Below are 19874 nucleotides of genomic sequence, written 5' to 3' on the forward strand. Positions count from 1 at the left end.
ATGTTCTTATTGTTTAGCCATCATTTCTGTATATTTCGCTGCATCTTGTGGATCCATTTTTTCAAGAATCGCTGCTAATTTATCTGGCTTTAAATTTGTTAAAATACGAAGTGCTTCCGTATCACTCATTTTAATAAGAACTGGCGCTGCTGCTTTAGGGGACATCTTATCGTATGTTTTTAAAATATCATTAAAATCACGCTTTACGTCACTTTGCTCCCTATTTAACTTTTCAACTTCGAATTTCAGCTGTTCATTTTCTGTCGTTAACTTTTCTTTTTCAGTTGTTGCCGTATCCATCTTTTTTTGTAGCTGCACGATTTCTGCTTCTTTTTCTTGTATTTCAGCCTGTAAATTTACAACCTTCGAACCATTATTCACGACAGCATCTTTTGCTTGTTGTTCTTCTGAAGGAACGAATGGTAAGCTTTGAACTGCCTTCTTCCCTAAATCAAAGACATTCGTATTCATTAGGGTTGCAACAACAAGTAGAACTGCGGCTACAAACATGATAGGTATTACAAACCATGTAAAAAACTTTCGAAGGCCTCCTGATTTACGTTTAGGCGGTTGTTCTACTAATTCCGTTTTAAGTCGATTATCTTTTTTTGCCATGAAATCACCTGATTTCTCTCTTGTTATACGTAAGCGATGAAATCTCATCTAAAAAAATGCCTTCGATACGATCCTGCTCTTGCTGGAATACTTTTAAATCTTTTTCTCGCATTTTTTCAAATTTACGTACTTCCAAGTTTTTTTCTAATAATTTTTCTTCGTGCCAATTCATTTTTGCACGAGCTTGAACAACTTTCTGCTGTACATCAACAATTGTTTTTTCGAGGCTATCAATAAATCGTGCATAATGATGTACCTCCTCTATTGATGAACCTACAGCTAAACGCTCCTGCTGAAACTCTATTAAATCTTCCTTCTTTTTTAACAAATCATATAGCTTAGTTGCTACTTCTTCAAAAGAACGTACGGATTCTTTATAAGCTATTTCTGTTTCATTTTTTTCCTGCTCTCGAATGGTTAACACTTTTTCAAAACGATATTTATAATTTACCACCCTAATGTCCACCACCGTTCGATGATAATGAAATTAACTCATTCATACTTTCCTCAAGGGTCACTTTATCTAAATAGCCCTGTTTTAAATAAGCGGTAATGAGAGGTTCATAGTAAATCGCTTCATCAATTTCTTTTGACGTTCCTCTCTTATAAGCACCGATATTAATTAGATCTTCCGACTTGTCATATGTATAATAGAGCTCCCTTAATCGTTCCGCAGCTTTTTTGTGCTCTGGTTCTGCCACATGATTCATCAAACGACTGACACTTTTTAACACATTAATAGCTGGATATTGACCTTTATTGGCAAGGTTTCGATCAAGGACTATATGACCATCTAAAATCCCTCGAACAGTATCTGCAATTGGCTCATTCATATCATCACCATCTACTAATACTGTATAAAAGGCAGTAATAGAGCCTTTCTCATTAGTACCTGTGCGCTCTAATAATTTAGGTAAAATCGCAAAAACAGATGGTGTGTATCCTTTTTGAGCTGGTGGTTCACCTGTCGCAAGACCGATCTCACGCTGTGCCATAGCAACACGAGTTACAGAGTCCATCATCAACATGACATTTAAGCCACGATTTCTAAAATATTCGGCAATCGCTGTTGCGGTAAAGGCTCCCTTAATTCGCATAAGCGCAGGCTGATCAGAAGTGGCGGCAACAACTATCGAACGACTTAAACCCTCTGGACCTAAATCTCGCTCTATAAACTCACGAACCTCACGACCACGCTCTCCAATTAGTGCGATTACGTTTAAATCCGCTTGTGTATTTCGCGCAACCATACCGAGCAATGTACTTTTCCCGACCCCAGAACCTGCGAAAATACCAACACGTTGTCCATTACCCACTGTAAGCATGCCATCAATTGCTTTCACACCTACTTCAAGTCTTTCATTAATAGGTGGGCGTGTTAGTGGATTTGGTGGGTCCTGCTCTGTTGGAACTGACATTAATCCTTTCGGTAATACAGTTCCATCTATTGGATTTCCCATAGAATCAAGTACCTTACCGATTAGCTCAGGGCCAACTTTTACCTCAAGTGGTGCCCCTGTACCTTCGACTAGACAGCCAATTGATATTTCTCGAAGGGAGGTAAAAGGCATTAAGACAACAATTTCATCTTTGAAGCCTACAACCTCTGCCAAGATAATTTGAGGACCGTTTTTAGAAGTTTCCACATAAATTTTACAAACGTCACCAATGGAACTATCTGGACCTTGCGACTCAATCATCAAGCCGACAACTCTAGTTACTCTACCAAACTTTTTAAAGGTTGGTATTTGAGGAATTTGTTCGATTAATTGAGCCGTTTTCATCTAGATCATTCCTTACTTTCTAATATTTCATGTAACTTCAATCTTAGTTCGTTTAATTGCTCATCAATACTTACAACAATACGACCATGATTTGTTTCAATATAGCAATCTGTTTCATTTTCTAAATCCTCATTTACAAAAATCATAAATGGTACGTCAGGTGGGAACATTTCAGCTAGTTCATCACGATTAGCAGTAATTATTGCATAGTAAGTAGGGGAAACATAGATTTTTATTTCTTTCATTTCTCTTGCTTCTTTAAGTCCTCTACGAACGATTGACGCAAATAATTCGTTGTCTCGCTCTAAAGATGCATCAATAATTCGCTCTGCGGCGGTTAAGCCTAGCTCTAAAATAATCGACTCCTGATCTTCAATATATTTTCGAGCATTCTCCCCCGCATGAATAATTATTTCATTGGCCGTTTGGAGAGATTGTGCCATCGCTTCATTCGCCTTGTTTGTCCCATCCTCATAGCCTTGACCAAATCCTTCATCATAAGCTTCTTGCACTCGATTAGGTCGTTCTTCTTCCCAACCTTGCTTTAAATGTTCCATTTCCTGGAAAAACATTTGTTTTTCTTGCTCAAAAGCCTCACGTTCTGCCTGTAAAGCAGCTCTAGCCTCTGCAAGTAAGCGCTCGCGTTCTTCTAGCACTTCTTCCATAGTAATTTGTTTTTGAGGTGGAATTTCTCCATTTTCTATCTCATGCAACTCAAACATTTCACGGATTTGAATCTTTTTGACATGATCACCATTGGACTGTGTGTGTACAGAACGGATGATTCTAGACAATGACGTCATCTCCTCCACCACGTGCAATAATAATCTCACCCGCATCCTCTAAGCGACGAATAACCGCAACAATTCGAGATTGCGCTTCTTCTACGTCACGCAGACGAACAGGACCCATAATTTCCATTTCTTCTTTAAATGTCTCAGCCATACGTTGTGACATATTGCGGAAAATAATATCTTTTACTTCTTCACTTGAAACTTTCATCGAAAGCAATAAGTCTTCATTTTCACAATCACGAATAACACGTTGTATCGAGCGATTGTCGAGCGTAACAATATCCTCGAATACAAACATACGTTTTTTGATTTCTTCTGCAAGCTCTGGATCTTGAATTTCGAGTGCATCGAGAATCGTTTTTTCCGTTTGTCGGTCTACACCATTTAACACTTCAACAACTGCATCAACGCCACCCGTTTCAGTGTAATCCTGTGTCACAGTCGATGATAATTTACGCTCTAAAACAGATTCAATTTCACTAATAACTTCTGGTGAAGTTGATTCCATTACAGCAATACGTTTAGCAATATCAGCCTGTACTTCCTGTGGCAATGAAGATAAAATAACACCCGCTTGCCCTGCCTCTAAATAAGAGAGGATAAGGGCAATTGTTTGTGGATGTTCATTTTGAATAAAGTTAAAAATTTGTGCTGGATCAGCTCTACGCGCAAAGTCAAAGGGACGCACTTGTAAAGAAGATGTTAGACGATTAATAATTGTTTGCGCCTGTTCTACACCAAGTGCTTTCTCCAATACTGTCTTCGCGTACCCAATACCACCCTGTGTAATATAATCTTGCGCAAGTGCGATATTGTGGAATTCTTCAATAATTTCCTCTTTAACATTTGCTTCTACTTTTTTTACGCTCGAAATTTCTAATGTTAAACGTTCAATTTCTTCTTCTGTTAAATGTTTATAGACAGAAGCTGAAACCTCAGGCCCTAATGAAATTAACAAGAGAGCGGCCTTTTGTTTTCCTGTTAATTCCTTATCTTTCTTGGACACAGCCGAACCTCCTAGTTAGTCTTCCGCAATCCAACTACGCAGTAACTTCGCAAAATCGTCTGGCTTTTCTTTTGCCATTTTTTCAAGTTGCTTACGACGCATTGTAGCTTCCGTTTCAATTTCTTCATTTATATCTTCAATCATTAGTTCTTCTTGTTCATCTAGGATACTAAGCTCTTCTTCTTCCTGTGCACGTTTACGAGAACGGACAATGAAGAAGGCAAGCAATACGATGACAGCGAGTAATATGCCGCCGATTACCCAAACCCACCATGGAATAACAGATTTTTCGCTAGCCGTCTCTGTTGCTTTACCATTTAAAGGATGCACTGAAACAGCTACTTTTTCATCGATTTGATCTTGAGTAAGTTCAGCTGCTACATCTTTCGAAATCGTCGTACGCACAATAGTACTTAAAATTTGTTGGATGTCCTCACGAATCCCATCTGGTAATGTTGCTGCGTCAGTTGCTGTTGGCGGTTCAACAATTACTTGGATACCTATATCTTGAACTTTATATGGTGCCTCTTGGATCTCTTTGCGTATACGGTTTACGTCATAATTAATTGTTGCTTCGGTATGCTCAGAATCCCCGTTACCCATGGTACCTTCGTTATAAGTGGTAAAGTTATCTGTTGTCGTTTCAGCCTCAGGTGTACCAGTAGCCGCAGCTGTACCAGAATATTGATCCGAAATACGTTGAGCACTAATTTCTATTCCTGCCATATTCTCTTCGTCAACCGGTGTAACTAGGTTTTCTTCACGATTTTCTTTTTTGAAATCAATGTCTGTTGTCACAGAAACTATTACTTTGTCTTGTCCCATTAGTGTACCTAGCATATTTTGAACTTGACGTTGTAGATCGCGCTCAACCAATTTCTTCGCTTGTAACTGACCTTCAGCTGTCGTTGTTGAAGCTCCATCAGTAGTTGCGGCATGTAGATCAAAGTACTCAGAAAATTGGTTAGAAATAACAATATCGTCCGTCTTTAAATTCGGAACACTTTTGGCAACTAGATTGTACATAGTAGTAATTTGTTGTTCTGTAAATTTATAGCCAGAGTCAGTATTCAAAACAATAGATGCTGTCGCATCTTCTTTAACATCCTTTAAGAAAACTCCCTCTTCTGGAACGTTGATCATTACCTTTGCATCTTTTACACCATCTAGATTTTTAATGAGCTTTGCAACTTCTGTTTCGGTTGCTGCTTTTTTTAATAGATTGAACTCATTATCCGTCATACCAAATCCAGAGCCCTTTGCAAAAGAGTAATCAATCGACCCTGTTTGCGGATATCCGTCCGATGCCAACTGTACTAACAATGAATCAACTTGTTCTTCAGGTACTAAAATCGATGTCCCTCCCGGTGCAAGTTCATATTTTACACCTTTGGTATCTAACTCTTCCTTCACTTGTCCGATTTCTCTTGTCGATAAATCCTTATAAAGTGGTACATATGTAATTTTTGTAGCAAAAAGTGTAATAACAGCAGCAAGTGCTATAACCCCTACCACTGAACCAATCATTACAATTTTTTGTTTTTTACTACGACTTGTCCAAAATTGGCTGGTGTCGTTTTTTATTTTCGTCAATCGTTCATTCATTATGAATCCTCCGGTTATAGTGAACAACCTATCCATCTAATAATTCGCGAAAACAGTGATATCCCATAACATTCAATCATTATTATCACCATATCGGGTTGATTTCCGTTTCGACTAGGAGCGTCCGATAAACCATTTGGGGCAATCAGGATGTTGGTCACGAAGGCATGATCACAAGACGTGATGCTTTTTGCCTTCGTTTTTCTATCGTCTCACTTCAAGGCTATCACCTTCTGTAACGTGAACGTGATCCCTAAGGAGACACCCAACCTCCACATCAATCATTCATTTAAAATATGGGATATATTCTTTACTTCAATTGTGCTTATTCAAATAAAGTTAGACACTCATACGCATTATTTCTTGGTAAGCTTCAATCACCTTATTGCGAACTTCAATTGTTGCATTTAATGTAATGCTCGCCTTTTGTGATGCAATCATCACTTCGTGCAACTCTACATCTCCACCATTAATTAACTTTTGAGTAAGGTTATCAGAAGTAATTTGTTGATCATTAACTTTCGAAATTGCTTCTTTTAAAGAGTTCGCAAAGCTCTGTTGTGCTTCATAAGGTGTCGTATTGAGTTTATTTGTTTCATTTACAACCTGCGTAGGTGTCATTTGTGCAACGGACGAAATTGTCATTATGTATCTTCCTTTCCTCTTATTTATCTTCCAATCTCTAAAGCCTTTGTCAGCATGGATTTATTTGCATTCAATACAGTTACGTTTGCCTCGTAGGAACGAGTAGCTGACATTAAATCTACCATTTCTTTTAATGGATCTACATTCGGCATGTTTACATAGCCATCTGCATTTGCATCTGGATGAGTTGGATCATACACAAGTTTGAAAGGTGTTTCACTATCTTCTTTTATTTGTGTAACTTTTACGCCGTTGCCAACACCACTTTTTGCGTTTTTGCCAAGTGCGGCATTAAAGAACTTTGAAAACTGTCCCTCTTGCGCTGTAAACGTCACAGACTTTCGACGGTACGGTTCCCACTCCCCATTCACTTGTCTAGCACGCGTTGTATCCGTGTTTGCCATATTTGAAGAAATGACATCCATTCGCAAACGCTGTGCTGTTAAAGCTGAGGCAGTGGTATTCATCCCATGAAAAATAGACATCTATTACTTACCTCCTTTAATAACCGTATTTAGAGTATTTAACTTACCGTTCATACGTTCAATTAATGCGTTGTAATAAATTTGATTTTCCGCAAGTTTTGCTTGTTCAGCATCCATATCTACGGCATTACCATTATTTCGATAACGTAAGCCATTCATATTATTCACACCAGGTGTTGATTGTCGAATCGCGAAATCATAATGTCTATTATCAGTACGATATGCCGAAATTGATATTTGTTGTTCTTTCTCCAACATATCTTTAAAACTTACACTTTTCGCCTTATAGTTCGGTGTATCGACATTCGCAATGTTATTAGCGATCGTTTTATGATTTAAAGTTGCATAGGAAAGTCCATTTTCCAGGCTACTAATAGTCCCTCCAAACATATCCAAAAAACTCACCTCATTTATGTACTTCTTATTTTATCCAATAATACAATTGTAATTAAGATGATACGTAGTGTCTATTGTCTTTTGTCACTTTCTAATAGTATAAATGCCCTATTTTTATTCATAAATAACCAGGACAATACTTCCGTATCCCTTGATTTTACTAGCTTCACACAACACAACTCACTACTAGTCATTTTACACTACTTTGACAGTGTTTACGGTTTTGGGATCTGTTTTATTCCATTTTATTACAAAATAACGGTAGACACAATGTCTAAATTAGAGTTCCTTTTTACTATTCAAATCTAAGTCTATAATATTGCATAAAATTCTGAATAGTGATTCTATACTGTCTTACAGGTAACAATTGGAGCATTTATTTTTTTTACTTATGCAAAAAGTAGTGCCTATACGAAAAGTCAAACTTAGGGATAAAGCAACGATATTAGAATCTAAGAGGGTTGAAAACTTACCTATAGAAAATGAGAAAAAGGATTAAAATATAGATGATTCCTCCCCCCTATTTAGTACTAAACCATAGTTCGACTTAATTTGAAGCAATGTTAACCAATCGCAAATTTCGTCGAATTACGAAAAAGTTCAAAAAGGCATCTGAATAAGATTATTCCAGATGCCTTCGTATTTCCAATGAAATTTATGTGTCATTTTATGTTTCACAATCAATTATACCCGGCATAATTGCGTCCGAAGGCTTTGGGCCAACAAATGTTTTCTGTGCGAAAGCGTAGTGTAACGTAGCGACAGCAACAACTGTTTTCTGTGCGAAAGCGCAGTGCTAACGTAGCGACAGCAACAACTGTTTTCTGTGCGAAAGCGCAGTGCTAACGTAGCGACAGCAACAACAGCACGATGTTGGTCACTCAGGCGTTTTCACAGGATGTGAATTCTTAGCCTAGGTTCCTCTGTTTCAGCGGGTGTTTGGCCACCCGCCGAAAGAAGTTAAATAAAGTATGACCCTTCACAAAACAAGGGGATGATTTTCATGCCATGAGTGCTTTCCAGGGAGTTTTACGTAAGAAAAGGTATAGCGACAGCCACAAAGGTCATATGTCGAATACACAATGCTAACGTAGAGAAGCGGAGGAAATGATCGACATTCGTCATAAGAAAGTAAGCAGCCTGGAACGGAAATATGAAAACCACAACATTCACAAAGATTTCCTTAGCCATTTTGTTTTTCTACACTATAAAAGGCATCTGGAATTCCAGATGCCTTAGACCGTCCCAATAGGACGCTTTATTATTTATTTCATTTTAATTTCAGCTAATGCATTTAAGAATTTATCGTTTAGTACTTTAATGTAAGTACCTTTCATACCTAGAGAACGAGATTCGATCACACCTGCAGATTCTAGTTTACGTAATGCGTTTACGATTACTGAACGTGTAATGCCAACTCGGTCTGCAATTTTTGAAGCAACAAGTAAGCCTTCATGGCCGTCAAGCTCTTCAAAGATATGTTCAATAGCCTCTAACTCACTATATGAAAGAGAATTGATTGCCATTTGTACAACAGCTTTGCTACGAGCTTCCTCTTCAATTTCCTCAGATTTCTCACGTAAAATTTCCATACCAACTACCGTTGCACCATACTCAGCTAAAATTAAATCATCATCCTCAAATTGTGAAGATAAGCGAGCAAGAATTAATGTACCAAGACGCTCACCACCACCAACAATCGGTACAATCGTTGTTAATGCATTTTGGAATAGCTCTTTGTTTTCAATTGGGAAAGCAGTATGCTCGTCATGAATATCTAGGTTTGAAGATGTTTCAGAAATTGTAAACAAGCTATGTGTATATTCTTCTGGGAATTGACGCTCTTCGAACATCTTTTTCATACGTTCGTTTTCAATTTGTTGGTGAATTGAAATGCCTAAAAGCTTTCCTTTACGGCTTACAATATAAACATTACTGTCGATAATATCCCCTAATGTATCTGCCATTTCTTTAAAGTTTACCGGTTTACCAGCAGATGCTTGGAGCATCGAGTTAATTTTACGCGTTTTTTCTAATAAATTCATTATATGTTCCTCCTATAAATAATCCGAAGAGTATTTTCCTAATATTCTAAATGTTTTTTCAACTGATTGAAACTATTCAGCCTTATCTTACAATATAAACTGTGACAAATCTTTGTTTTTTACTATACCCGCAAGTTTTTGATCTACATATGCAGCTGTGATTGGAATATTTGCAGGTGCAATTTCAGCAGCTTCAAACGATAATTCTTCTAATAAGCGTTCTAAAATTGTGTGCAAACGTCGAGCTCCAATATTATCAGTCTCCTGATTGACCTCAGTTGCAATTTCCGCAATTCGTTCAATCGCGTCTTCCGTAAAGTTTATTTCCACGCCCTCAGTTTCTAATAATGCCTTGTATTGCAAAATAAGTGATTGATCCGGCTCTTGCAAAATACGGACAAAATCTTGTTTCGTTAATTTTTCAAGCTCCACTCGAATCGGGAATCGACCTTGCAATTCAGGAATTAAATCTGATGGCTTCGACATATGAAATGCTCCAGCAGCAATGAAAAGCATAAAGTCAGTTTTTACAGCACCGTACTTTGTCGTTACAGTAGAACCTTCAACAATTGGCAGAATATCACGTTGCACACCTTCACGAGATACATTCGCAGAGGAGTTACCATCCTTACTAGCGACTTTATCAATTTCATCAATAAAAATAATACCTGATTGTTCAGCTCTTGAAATGGCTTCTTGTGCAACTTCGTCTGCATCTATGAGCTTATTTGCTTCCTCGATTGTTAAAATACGACGTGCGTCTTTCACTTGTAGACGACGTTTTTTCTGCTTTTTAGGCATTAAACTAGATAGCATATCCTGCATGCCACTGTTTGCAGACATATCCATACCCGTTCCTTGTAACGCATCAAAAATAGAAGGATTTTGTTCAGTTACTTCAACTGTAACCCATTCATTTTCTAATTTACCATTACGTAAATCGATAGCGATTTGCGCACGTTTGGAGCGCACTTCAGTTTCTTCAGAAGAAGAATCATCATTGGCTTGCTGTTCTTTCCCACCAAATAACATTTCAAACGGATTTTGCATGGACTGTTTTTTTCGTAATGAAGGAACCAACAACTTAACGATAGCTTCATTTGCTAATTCTTCTGCTTGGTCTTTCACAGACTCCATCATTTCTTCTTTTACAAGGCGATGAGAAGCTTCTACTACATCACGTACCATTGACTCTACGTCACGTCCAACATATCCTACTTCTGTAAACTTTGTTGCTTCCACTTTCACAAATGGTGCACCAGTTAGCTTTGCAATTCTTCGTGCAATTTCTGTTTTTCCGACACCTGTAGGTCCAATCATCAAAATATTTTTCGGAATTACTTCAGCCTTCATCTCATCACTTAACAGTGAGCGACGATATCGATTACGTAGTGCAATAGCTACCGCTCGCTTCGCTTCATTTTGTCCAACGATATAACGATCCAAATGCTCAGTAATTTGTCTTGGCGTTAAATTATTTTTTGTCATTAGTTAAGCGCCTCCACGATAATATTATGATTCGTAAACACACAGATTCCAGCAGCGGTTTCTAATGCCGCTTCTGCAATTTCGCGAGCAGACATTGTATCACCTGCATATTTTTTCAGGGCACGACCTGCTGATAATGCATAGTTACCCCCTGAACCAATTGCCAAAATTCCATCATCCGGTTCAATTACTTCTCCCGTACCCGAAACAAGAAGGAGTGTACTTTTATCCATTACAAGTAGCATGGCCTCTAATTGACGAAGCATTTTATCTCCGCGCCATTGCTTAGCAACTTCTACTGCTGCACGTTGTAAGTTGCCATTGTATTCATTTAACTTTCCTTCAAACATTTCAAAAAGTGTAAAAGCATCGGCAACGGATCCTGCAAATCCGGCAAGCACCTGCCCATTAAACAGACGTCTGACCTTCCTTGCTGAACCCTTCATAACAACCGCATTCCCTAGAGTCACTTGACCATCACCTGCCATTGCGCAACCCCCGTTATGATGAACCGCAAAAATCGTTGTCGCATGAATTTGTCCCATTTGCCTTCCTCCTTAGCTTATTATGCCCTTGGATGAGCATTCATATATGTTTGACGTAGATGCTCTTTTGTTACATGAGTGTAAACTTGTGTAGAAGTTAAATGAGCATGGCCTAATAACTCCTGCACCGTACGTAAATCTGCGCCATTATTCAATAAATGTGTGGCAAAAGTATGGCGAAGCATATGTGGATATATTTTCGTATGGAGTGAGGCCTTATCAATCATTTCTGTTAAAATATGACGTACACCTCGTGGAGTAAGTTCCCCACCGCGCATGTTGACAAACAATTGCTGATGACTTGTGTTTTTCATCAATCGCGGACGAGTTTGTTCTATGTAATCCTGCATAGCTAAACTCGCAAATTGCCCGAATGGAATAATACGTTCTTTTCGCCCTTTTCCCATTACCCTAATAATCGAATAATGGAAATCAACATCTTCTACTTGAATTGAGGTGAGCTCACTTACACGAATACCTGTCGCATATAACAGCTCCAATATAGCCATATTTCTTAATGATTTCAAATCATCGCCGACATTCGCATCAAATAGCTGCTTCAATTCTTCTTCATAGAAAAAACTAGGTAAACGTGATTCTTTTTTGGGATGATAAAGTGATCGAAATGCCCCATCATCTAATCCGTACTGTTTATTTAGAAAGCGAAAGAAGGAGCGTATTGAGGAGATTTTCCTTGATACAGATGATCTTGCTCTCTTTTCATCGTACAACTTCGTTACATAAAGACGTGCATGTATATACTCAACACTAGCTAAATCATTTACGCCCTCCGCTTGCAAAAACGCTAAAAAATCTAGTAGGTCCGATTCATATTCTCGCACTGTATGAACAGAGAAGTTTTTTTCAATTTGGATATAAAGCATAAACTGTTCAAGTGCATCTTGGGACGAAACTAACATGGAAAGATTCACCACCAATGAATTATTGATAACCTTCTCAAATTATGGGTCATCACCATAACGTGGGTGGTTTCTGTTCCGACTAGGCGCTTTCCTGAGGGCGTCCAGTCTCACTCCAACCAACTTTATACAAAGCATACGTTTTAATGTCATCCCCAACGTTTAGTGATGAGCCCAAATACTTACACCTTGCTATTAAAGAATGCACAATTTCATTTATCCTCTTTTGTTTGTCACATTGGGTATCGTTAATGAAGATAAACATACATACTGACACTATACCTATCTTCATCATATGGCAAGTGGAAATGCTTATATTTTGAGAAATTCTCCATACAAAATAATAAAATACGTGTAAATTAGCAATTTTGCTACAAAAAAGAAAAAGCCTCTAAGAGTATATCAACTTTTAGAGGCTTTTTGCAATCAAATTGTTTGTGAATTCACAAAATTACGAATTGTGCTTATTGCGCGTGTAGCATGCATCTCTGCACGCTCTGGCTTTGAACGACGTCCTGGTGGTAATTCAGGAAAAATTCCGAAGTTAACGTTCATCGGCTGGAAGTTTTTCGATTGTGCTTCTGTTATATAACGCGCCATACTGCCTAAAGCCGTTTCAAATGGGAAGATAATTTGCTCTTGTCCTAATGCTAATCGAGCTGCATTAATACCGGCAATTAATCCACTACCTGCAGATTCAACATATCCTTCGACACCTGTCATTTGACCAGCAAAGAAAATATTTTTTTGCTCGCGAAGCTGATAAGTTTTCTCTAGAACTTTTGGCGAATTAATGAATGTATTTCTATGCATTACCCCATAACGAACGATTTCAACATTCTCTAATCCCGGAATTAATTGTAGTACTTCCTTCTGTGGTCCCCATTTTAAATGTGTTTGGAAGCCAACGATATTGTAAAGAGTTCCCGCTGCATCATCTTGACGTAATTGGACAACCGCATAAGGTCGTTTCCCTGTTTTTGGATCTTCTAAACCTACTGGCTTCATCGGTCCAAATAACATTGTTTTCTCACCGCGAGCAGCCATTACTTCGATAGGCATACAGCCTTCAAAGTAAATTTCCTTTTCAAATTCTTTTAATGGCACAACCTCTGCCTCGATTAACGCTTGACGGAAACGATCAAATTCTTCCTTTGTCATAGGACAGTTTAAATAAGCTGCTTCCCCTTTATCGTAACGAGATTTTAAATAAACCTTTTCCATATCGATGCTATCTTTTTCAATAATTGGTGCTGCTGCATCATAGAAATATAGATAATCCAAACCCGTTAAGCCCTGAATTTTTTCAGCTAAAGCTTTCGATGTTAGTGGTCCTGTGGCAATAACAGTAATGCCTTCCGGAATTTCAGTGACTTCTTCATGAACGACTTCCACAAGAGGATGATTTTTCACTGCTTCTGTCACATAGCCTGCAAATTCATGTCGATCTACTGCTAATGCACCGCCTGCTGGTACTGAACATGCATCGGCTGCCTTCATAATAACAGAATCTAACATACGCATTTCTTCTTTAATTACACCTACGGCATTCGTTAATCCATTTGCACGTAGTGAGTTCGAACAAACAAGCTCTGCAAATTTATCAGTATGGTGAGCTGGTGTTTGCTTTACTGGACGCATTTCATAAAGTTTAACTTTCACACCACGTTGAGCAATTTGCCAAGCAGCCTCACTGCCTGCAAGACCTGCACCTATTACATTTACTACTTGTTCAGTCATGTTCTTACCATCTTTCTATCATTGAGTAGGTGTCTCTTCATAGTCACATTTCGTACACTGAATTTGCACACCTTTTTTAATTTTTTTCTCTACTAATAATGCACTACATTTCGGACACGGTCTACTAATTGGCTTGTCCCATGAAACAAATTCACACTCAGGATACTGATTGCATCCATAGAATAAACGCTTTGTTTTACTCTTTCGTTCTACAATTTCGCCTGTTTCACAAGAAGGACATTTTACGCCAATAGGTTTCATAATAGCTTTAGTATTGCGGCAATCTGGGAAGTTTGAACAAGCCATAAATTTCCCATAACGTCCAAGCTTAAAGACCATTGGAGATCCACAAAGCTCACAATCCTCGCCAGCCGGTTCATCTTTTATAACAACCTTTTCCATAGCCTCATCTGCATATTTTACATGGACCTCAAAATCCTTATAAAACTCATGTACAACTTCTTTCCACTGACGATCGCCTTCTTCAATATGGTCCAAATTTTGCTCCATTTGTGCTGTGAATTCGATATTTATGATATCAGGGAAAAACTCTAGTACGAGTTGGTGCACGATTTCTCCTAGCTCTGTAGGCATAAATCGTTTTGCATCTAATACGACATAGCCACGGCGCTGAATTGTATCAAGGGTCGGTGCATATGTGGACGGGCGCCCTATACCTAACTCTTCCATTGTTTTTACAAGACGCGCCTCTGAATAACGTGGTGGTGGCTGTGTGAAATGTTGCTTAGGCTCAATTTCAAGAGATTTTACTTGATCGCCAACTTCCATTTCAGGTAGAAGCTTGTTTGTCTCTTCTGTTTGATCATCTGTACCCTCAATATAAAGCTTCATGAAACCAGCAAATTTAACTTGCGAGCCGTTTGCACGGAATAAAACATCACTATTTTGTAGATCAACAGCAACTGTATCAAGTACGGCCGGCGCCATCTGACTTGCAATAAAGCGTTCCCAAATTAAACGATATAAGCGCAATTGGTCGCGACTAAGCACTGCCTTTAATTCTTCCGGAGTTCGCATCGTGCTAGTTGGACGAATAGCCTCATGGGCATCTTGTGCATTTGATGCTTTTTTAGCCGGCTTCGATTCTGTGGAGATGAATTCTTTGCCGTATTTGGATTCAATGTATGCAACAGCCTCTGTTTTTGCTGTATCCGAAATACGAGTAGAATCGGTACGCATATAAGTAATTAAACCGACTGTCCCCTCTTTTTTACCAACATCAATACCTTCATATAATTGTTGCGCAAGCATCATCGTTTTCTTTGCACGGAAATTCAACTTACGTGCTGCCTCTTGCTGTAAAGAAGATGTTGTAAAAGCAGGTGCTGCATTTCGTTTTCGTTCTTTTTTAGATACATTGACAACTTCAAAACTTGTACCTTTAACATTTTTTAAAATAGATTTTACTTGTTCTTCATTTGTTAATTTAATTTTTTCTTTGCCATCACCGTAATAAAGGGCATCGAACGTTTTCTTACCTTTTTCAAAAGAACCTTCTATAGTCCAATATTCTTCCGGTTGGAAGTTTTTAATTTCATTTTCACGATCAATAATCATGCGTAGAGCTACAGATTGTACTCGTCCTGCCGATAATCCCTTTTTAACCTTTTTCCAAAGAATCGGACTAATGTTATAACCAACAAGTCTGTCCAATATTCGACGTGTTTGCTGTGCATCTACTAAATCCATATTAATAGGACGTGGATTTTTAAAGGATTCTACAATCGCATCTTTTGTAATTTCATTAAAAACGACACGACAATCTGAATGAATATCAATATTTAACGCAGTCGCAAGGTGCCAAGCAATCGCTTCTCCCTCACGGTCTGGATCGGCCGCTAGAAAGACTTTCTTCACTTTTTTAGCCGCAGACTTTAAGTCCTGTAAAACAGGCCCTTTACCACGTATAGTAATATATTTAGGTTCATAATTATTTTCAGGACTAACGCCCATTTGGCTACGTGGTAGATCACGAACATGCCCGACTGACGCTTTCACTTTATATTTTTTCCCTAAATATCGTTCAATTGTTTTTGCTTTTGCTGGTGATTCTACAATCACTAAATAATCCGCCATCTATGTCTCCCCCTTAGCGAGGTCTATTGCTAATTTTTTTAAGTTACCTGTTGCAAAATGTATAACAGATTTTAAGATAATGCAACTTTTTTTCAATTTTTGTTAGAAAAGAGCGTAAGTGTTTCAACGATTTCGTGACCATTACACACTGGAATAGCTCCTTCTAATAGTAGTTTATTTGTACCTTTTGATTGCTCCGCATTAATTGGACCCGGTACAACAAATACATCTTTTCCTTGCTCTAATGCATAGTCCGTTGTAATAAGCGTTCCACTTCTTAATGCCGCTTCAGTTACAACTAAAGCTTTGGACAATCCACTAATGATTCGGTTACGCATTGGAAAATGCCATTTCTCAGGCTTCATATATGGGGGATACTCTGTGACAAGTAATTGATGCTCCGCCATATGCTCAGCGAGAGACTGATTTTCCTTAGGGTATATATAATTAAACCCGTGACCAAGCACTGCAATTGTGGAACCACCAACTTTTATGGTTGTCTCATGAGCTATCGTATCTGCCCCTCTTGCAAGCCCACTTACAACTGTATATCCGTGTTCAACAAGAGGTGGGACAATTATATCCATCGCAGTTTTTGTATATGCTGTAGCCTTTCTAGAACCTATAATGGCTACTTGTTTTTCTTTCGTCAATAGAGAATACCGACCTTTCACATACAATACAGTAGGTGGACTGGATATTTCAAATAATTGCGCCGGGTAAAAAGGATGATGAAAAGGTATTGGGGAAATATTGGCCCGTTCATAAGCTTCCCTAAACGAAAATGTCATAATCTGTCGAAAACTCTGGGATATTTCCAATGCTTTTTGAGATGATATTTGCAGTGCCTTCGCAATCTCGTAGGGGGGCGCTTCTTCAAAATTACTTAGTATATCCACCGGGGACAATAATTGCTGAAGTTTTTGAAGTGGTAATGGGTATAAATAATGTAAAGCTAGCAATCTCTGCGTATCGACTGAAAAAATCATTTAAAAGCCTCCTTTTATATAGAAGAAATTAAATGACCGCATTTTTAATGACACAGTTTTTTTAGGAAAGGTCCTTTTAAAAGTAAGTAGGAGTTAGAAATTTCATCTTTTGACACATTTCCATTAAAAGCATAGTAAAGCCGTGTCTAAATAAATTTTGCCTCGGCATAATTGCGTCTGGAATCTGCTTTGTGCTTAGGCCTGCAGATGTTTTTTGTGCGAAAGCGCAGTGCTAACGTAGCGACAGCGACACGAGGGCCGACACGATGTCGGTCATTTCGGTAATGCCACAGGACGTGGCGCTTTTACCGACGCAGGTCAGTTAGCCGTTATCGCATGGATGCGATGATTTTAGGCTAACATCCCCTAAGCACTCCTTTCTGATTCCATGACATCCGCCGGAGGCTTTGGGCCAACAGATGTTTTTTGCGCGAAAGCGTAGTGCTAACGCAGCGTCAGCAGCACCGATGTTGGTCACTCAGTCATTGCCACAGGACGTGGCGTTCTTAGACTGAGTTCCTCTATTTCAGCGGGTGTCCAAACACCCGCTGAAAGAAGTTAAAGAAAAAGATGTAGCCACAATGTGCTACATCTTACATTTTAATGGGTTTTACACTTTTCGTATAGCCCTTTTTCTTTAATTACTTTAATAAGCGTTTCACCAATGACAGATGGCGTTTCCGCTACTTCAATCCCAGCAACATTCATGGCCTTAATTTTCTCTGCCGCTGTTCCTTTACCACCTGAGATAATAGCACCAGCGTGACCCATACGTTTACCTGGAGGAGCAGTTTGTCCACCGATAAAGCCAACGACAGGTTTTGTCATATTCGCTTTAATCCATTCAGCTGCTTCTTCTTCAGCTGTACCCCCAATTTCCCCAATCATCACAACTGCATATGTTTCTGGATCGTTGTTAAACGCTTCCAAAACATCGATAAAGTTTGTACCATTGACAGGGTCTCCACCGATACCTACAGCAGTAGTTTGACCTATACCAGCTTGTGTTAATTGGTGTACGGCTTCATATGTTAATGTACCAGAACGAGATACAACTCCTACATGCCCTTTCGTATGGATATAACCAGGCATAATACCAATCTTACATTCATCTGCCGTAATAACACCTGGACAGTTTGGACCTACTAGACGTGTCTTTTTACCTTCCATATAACGTTTAACCTTAACCATATCAAGTACAGGAATATGCTCAGTTATACAGATAGTTAATTCTAATTCAGCATCAACAGCCTCTAAAATAGCATCTGCCGCGAATGGAGCAGGTACATAAATAACTGAAGTTGTCGCACCTGTTGCAGCCACAGCTTCCGCTACAGTGTTAAATACAGGCACTCCTTCGATTTCAAGACCGCCTTTACCTGGTGTTACACCAGCTACAATTTTAGTACCATACTCAAGCATTTGCTTCGTATGGAAAAGCGCTGTTTCGCCTGTAATCCCTTGTACAATTACCTTCGTATCTTTATCAATAAATACAGCCATTGTTCTCCCTGCCTTCCTTAGCCTACTAGTCCCACAATTTTTTGTGCACCGTCAGCCATTGAATCCGCTGCAACGATGTTTAAACCAGATGCATTTAAAATCTCTTTTCCAAGTTCTACATTTGTACCTTCTAAACGTACAACTAACGGCACAGCTAAACCAAGTTCTTTGGCAGCTGCTACAACACCCTCAGCGATAATGTCACATTTCATAATTCCGCCAAAAATGTTTACAAAGATGCCTTTTACATGTGAATCAGAAAGGATGATTTTGAAAGCTTCTGTTACTTTTTCAGCTGTCGCACCGCCACCTACATCTAGGAAGTTAGCAGGACTTCCGCCATAATAACTAATTGTGTCCATTGTAGCCATTGCTAGACCTGCTCCATTAACCATACAGCCAATGTTGCCATCTAATGAAATATAACTAAGGTCATATTTTGATGCTTCGATTTCCTTTGGATCTTCTTCATCAAAATCACGTAGTTCGACAATATCTTTATGACGATACAACGCATTTGCATCGAAATTAAATTTAGCATCTAATGCCAAAACTTCTCCTTGTCCAGTTATAACAAGTGGATTAATTTCTACAATAGAAGCATCTTTGTCGATAAACGCTTGATATAGGCCTAACATTAATTTAACAGCTTTCCCTACTAGGTTAGCTGGAATATTCATATTGAACGCCATGCGACGTGCCTGGAAACCTGTTAATCCCACAACAGGATCCACAACTTCTTTGAAGATTTTTTCTGGATGTGATTCCGCTACTTCCTCAATATCCATGCCGCCCTCTTCTGATCCCATCACTGTTACACGGGATGTTGCGCGGTCTAATACTAAACTTAAATAGTATTCTTTTTGAATATCAGAACCCTCTTCAATATATAAGCGTTTTATTTCTTTTCCTTCAGGACCTGTTTGATGAGTTACTAAAATTTTACCTAGTAATTCTTTTGCATATGTACGCACCTCGTCAAGGTTTTTAGCGATTTTTACGCCACCCGCTTTTCCGCGTCCACCTGCATGTATTTGCGCCTTGACTACTGTCACATTAGAGCCAAGTTCCTTCGCTACTTTCACAGCTTCATCAGGGGAAAAAGCAACTTTTCCGTTTGGTACAGCTACACCATATTTTCTTAGAATCTCTTTCCCTTGATATTCATGGATATTCATAATACATCCTCCCATCAAACATTTGCATAAAATTGTTTT

18 protein-coding genes are annotated in these 19874 nt (G+C 38.7%); all 18 read right to left on the reverse strand.

From position 1 onward, the window contains the following. Positions 1 to 6 precede the first annotated feature (6 nt). The 18 genes from ACFXN8_RS11970 to sucC all read right to left on the reverse strand — a co-directional run bounded on the left by ACFXN8_RS11970 (position 7) and on the right by sucC (position 19835). A complete protein-coding gene (locus ACFXN8_RS11970) occupies positions 7 to 615 on the reverse strand; it encodes a MotE family protein (protein ID WP_386845292.1) in 609 nt (202 codons plus the stop codon). Positions 616 to 619: 4 nt separating this feature from the next. Continuing rightward, positions 620 to 1069, reverse strand: a complete 450-nt coding sequence (gene fliJ / locus ACFXN8_RS11975; RefSeq protein WP_386845294.1) for a flagellar export protein FliJ — start codon at positions 1067 to 1069, stop codon at positions 620 to 622. Position 1070: 1 nt separating this feature from the next. Beyond that, positions 1071 to 2399: a flagellar protein export ATPase FliI gene (gene fliI / locus ACFXN8_RS11980; protein ID WP_386845296.1), complete on the reverse strand. Its 1329-nt coding sequence runs from the start codon at positions 2397 to 2399 to the stop codon at positions 1071 to 1073. 5 nt (positions 2400 to 2404) lie between these two features. Then, on the reverse strand, positions 2405 to 3193 hold the full coding sequence (gene fliH / locus ACFXN8_RS11985; protein WP_386845298.1) for a flagellar assembly protein FliH: 789 nt from the start codon (positions 3191 to 3193) through the stop codon (positions 2405 to 2407). Further along, a complete protein-coding gene (gene fliG / locus ACFXN8_RS11990) occupies positions 3186 to 4199 on the reverse strand; it encodes a flagellar motor switch protein FliG (protein ID WP_053483301.1) in 1014 nt (337 codons plus the stop codon). Before fliG ends, fliH begins: the two co-directional genes overlap by 8 nt. 15 nt (positions 4200 to 4214) lie before the next feature. Next, positions 4215 to 5804, reverse strand: a complete 1590-nt coding sequence (fliF, locus tag ACFXN8_RS11995) for a flagellar basal-body MS-ring/collar protein FliF (protein WP_386845300.1) — start codon at positions 5802 to 5804, stop codon at positions 4215 to 4217. Between the two features lie 339 nt (positions 5805 to 6143). Beyond that, on the reverse strand, positions 6144 to 6449 hold the full coding sequence (fliE, locus tag ACFXN8_RS12000) for a flagellar hook-basal body complex protein FliE (protein ID WP_376069125.1): 306 nt from the start codon (positions 6447 to 6449) through the stop codon (positions 6144 to 6146). Between the two features lie 23 nt (positions 6450 to 6472). Then, positions 6473 to 6934 carry a flagellar basal body rod protein FlgC gene (gene flgC / locus ACFXN8_RS12005; RefSeq protein ID WP_376069122.1) on the reverse strand — a complete coding sequence of 154 codons (462 nt, stop codon included), beginning with the start codon at positions 6932 to 6934 and terminating at the stop codon, positions 6473 to 6475. A gap of 3 nt (positions 6935 to 6937) precedes the next feature. Continuing rightward, complete coding sequence (gene flgB, locus ACFXN8_RS12010) at positions 6938 to 7330, reverse strand: flagellar basal body rod protein FlgB (RefSeq protein ID WP_386845303.1); 393 nt, start codon at positions 7328 to 7330, stop codon at positions 6938 to 6940. Between the two features lie 1265 nt (positions 7331 to 8595). Continuing rightward, positions 8596 to 9375 carry a GTP-sensing pleiotropic transcriptional regulator CodY gene (codY, locus tag ACFXN8_RS12015; RefSeq protein ID WP_376069118.1) on the reverse strand — a complete coding sequence of 260 codons (780 nt, stop codon included), beginning with the start codon at positions 9373 to 9375 and terminating at the stop codon, positions 8596 to 8598. Between the two features lie 87 nt (positions 9376 to 9462). After that, positions 9463 to 10863, reverse strand: coding sequence for an ATP-dependent protease ATPase subunit HslU (gene hslU, locus ACFXN8_RS12020; RefSeq protein WP_376069115.1), 1401 nt, complete (start codon positions 10861 to 10863; stop codon positions 9463 to 9465). Then, positions 10863 to 11408: an ATP-dependent protease subunit HslV gene (gene hslV / locus ACFXN8_RS12025; protein ID WP_376069112.1), complete on the reverse strand. Its 546-nt coding sequence runs from the start codon at positions 11406 to 11408 to the stop codon at positions 10863 to 10865. Before hslV ends, hslU begins: the two co-directional genes overlap by 1 nt. Positions 11409 to 11428: 20 nt before the next feature. Continuing rightward, positions 11429 to 12328: a tyrosine recombinase XerC gene (gene xerC, locus ACFXN8_RS12030; protein WP_376069110.1), complete on the reverse strand. Its 900-nt coding sequence runs from the start codon at positions 12326 to 12328 to the stop codon at positions 11429 to 11431. A gap of 426 nt (positions 12329 to 12754) precedes the next feature. Beyond that, complete coding sequence (trmFO, locus tag ACFXN8_RS12035) at positions 12755 to 14068, reverse strand: FADH(2)-oxidizing methylenetetrahydrofolate--tRNA-(uracil(54)-C(5))-methyltransferase TrmFO (protein ID WP_376069107.1); 1314 nt, start codon at positions 14066 to 14068, stop codon at positions 12755 to 12757. An 18-nt stretch (positions 14069 to 14086) separates the two neighbouring features. Then, the gene (topA, locus tag ACFXN8_RS12040) at positions 14087 to 16165 is read right to left on the reverse strand and encodes a type I DNA topoisomerase (protein ID WP_386845307.1); all 2079 of its coding nucleotides are present in this window, start codon (positions 16163 to 16165) and stop codon (positions 14087 to 14089) included. Between the two features lie 92 nt (positions 16166 to 16257). Then, positions 16258 to 17154, reverse strand: coding sequence for a DNA-processing protein DprA (gene dprA / locus ACFXN8_RS12045; protein WP_376069102.1), 897 nt, complete (start codon positions 17152 to 17154; stop codon positions 16258 to 16260). A 600-nt stretch (positions 17155 to 17754) separates the two neighbouring features. Continuing rightward, positions 17755 to 18657 carry a succinate--CoA ligase subunit alpha gene (gene sucD, locus ACFXN8_RS12050; RefSeq protein WP_376069099.1) on the reverse strand — a complete coding sequence of 301 codons (903 nt, stop codon included), beginning with the start codon at positions 18655 to 18657 and terminating at the stop codon, positions 17755 to 17757. Positions 18658 to 18674: 17 nt separating this feature from the next. Further along, positions 18675 to 19835: an ADP-forming succinate--CoA ligase subunit beta gene (gene sucC, locus ACFXN8_RS12055; RefSeq protein ID WP_376069098.1), complete on the reverse strand. Its 1161-nt coding sequence runs from the start codon at positions 19833 to 19835 to the stop codon at positions 18675 to 18677. Positions 19836 to 19874 lie beyond the last annotated feature (39 nt).

The sequence above is a fragment of the Lysinibacillus sp. NPDC059133 genome (assembly GCF_042755925.1).
Classification (GTDB): Bacteria; Bacillota; Bacilli; order Bacillales_A; family Planococcaceae; genus Lysinibacillus.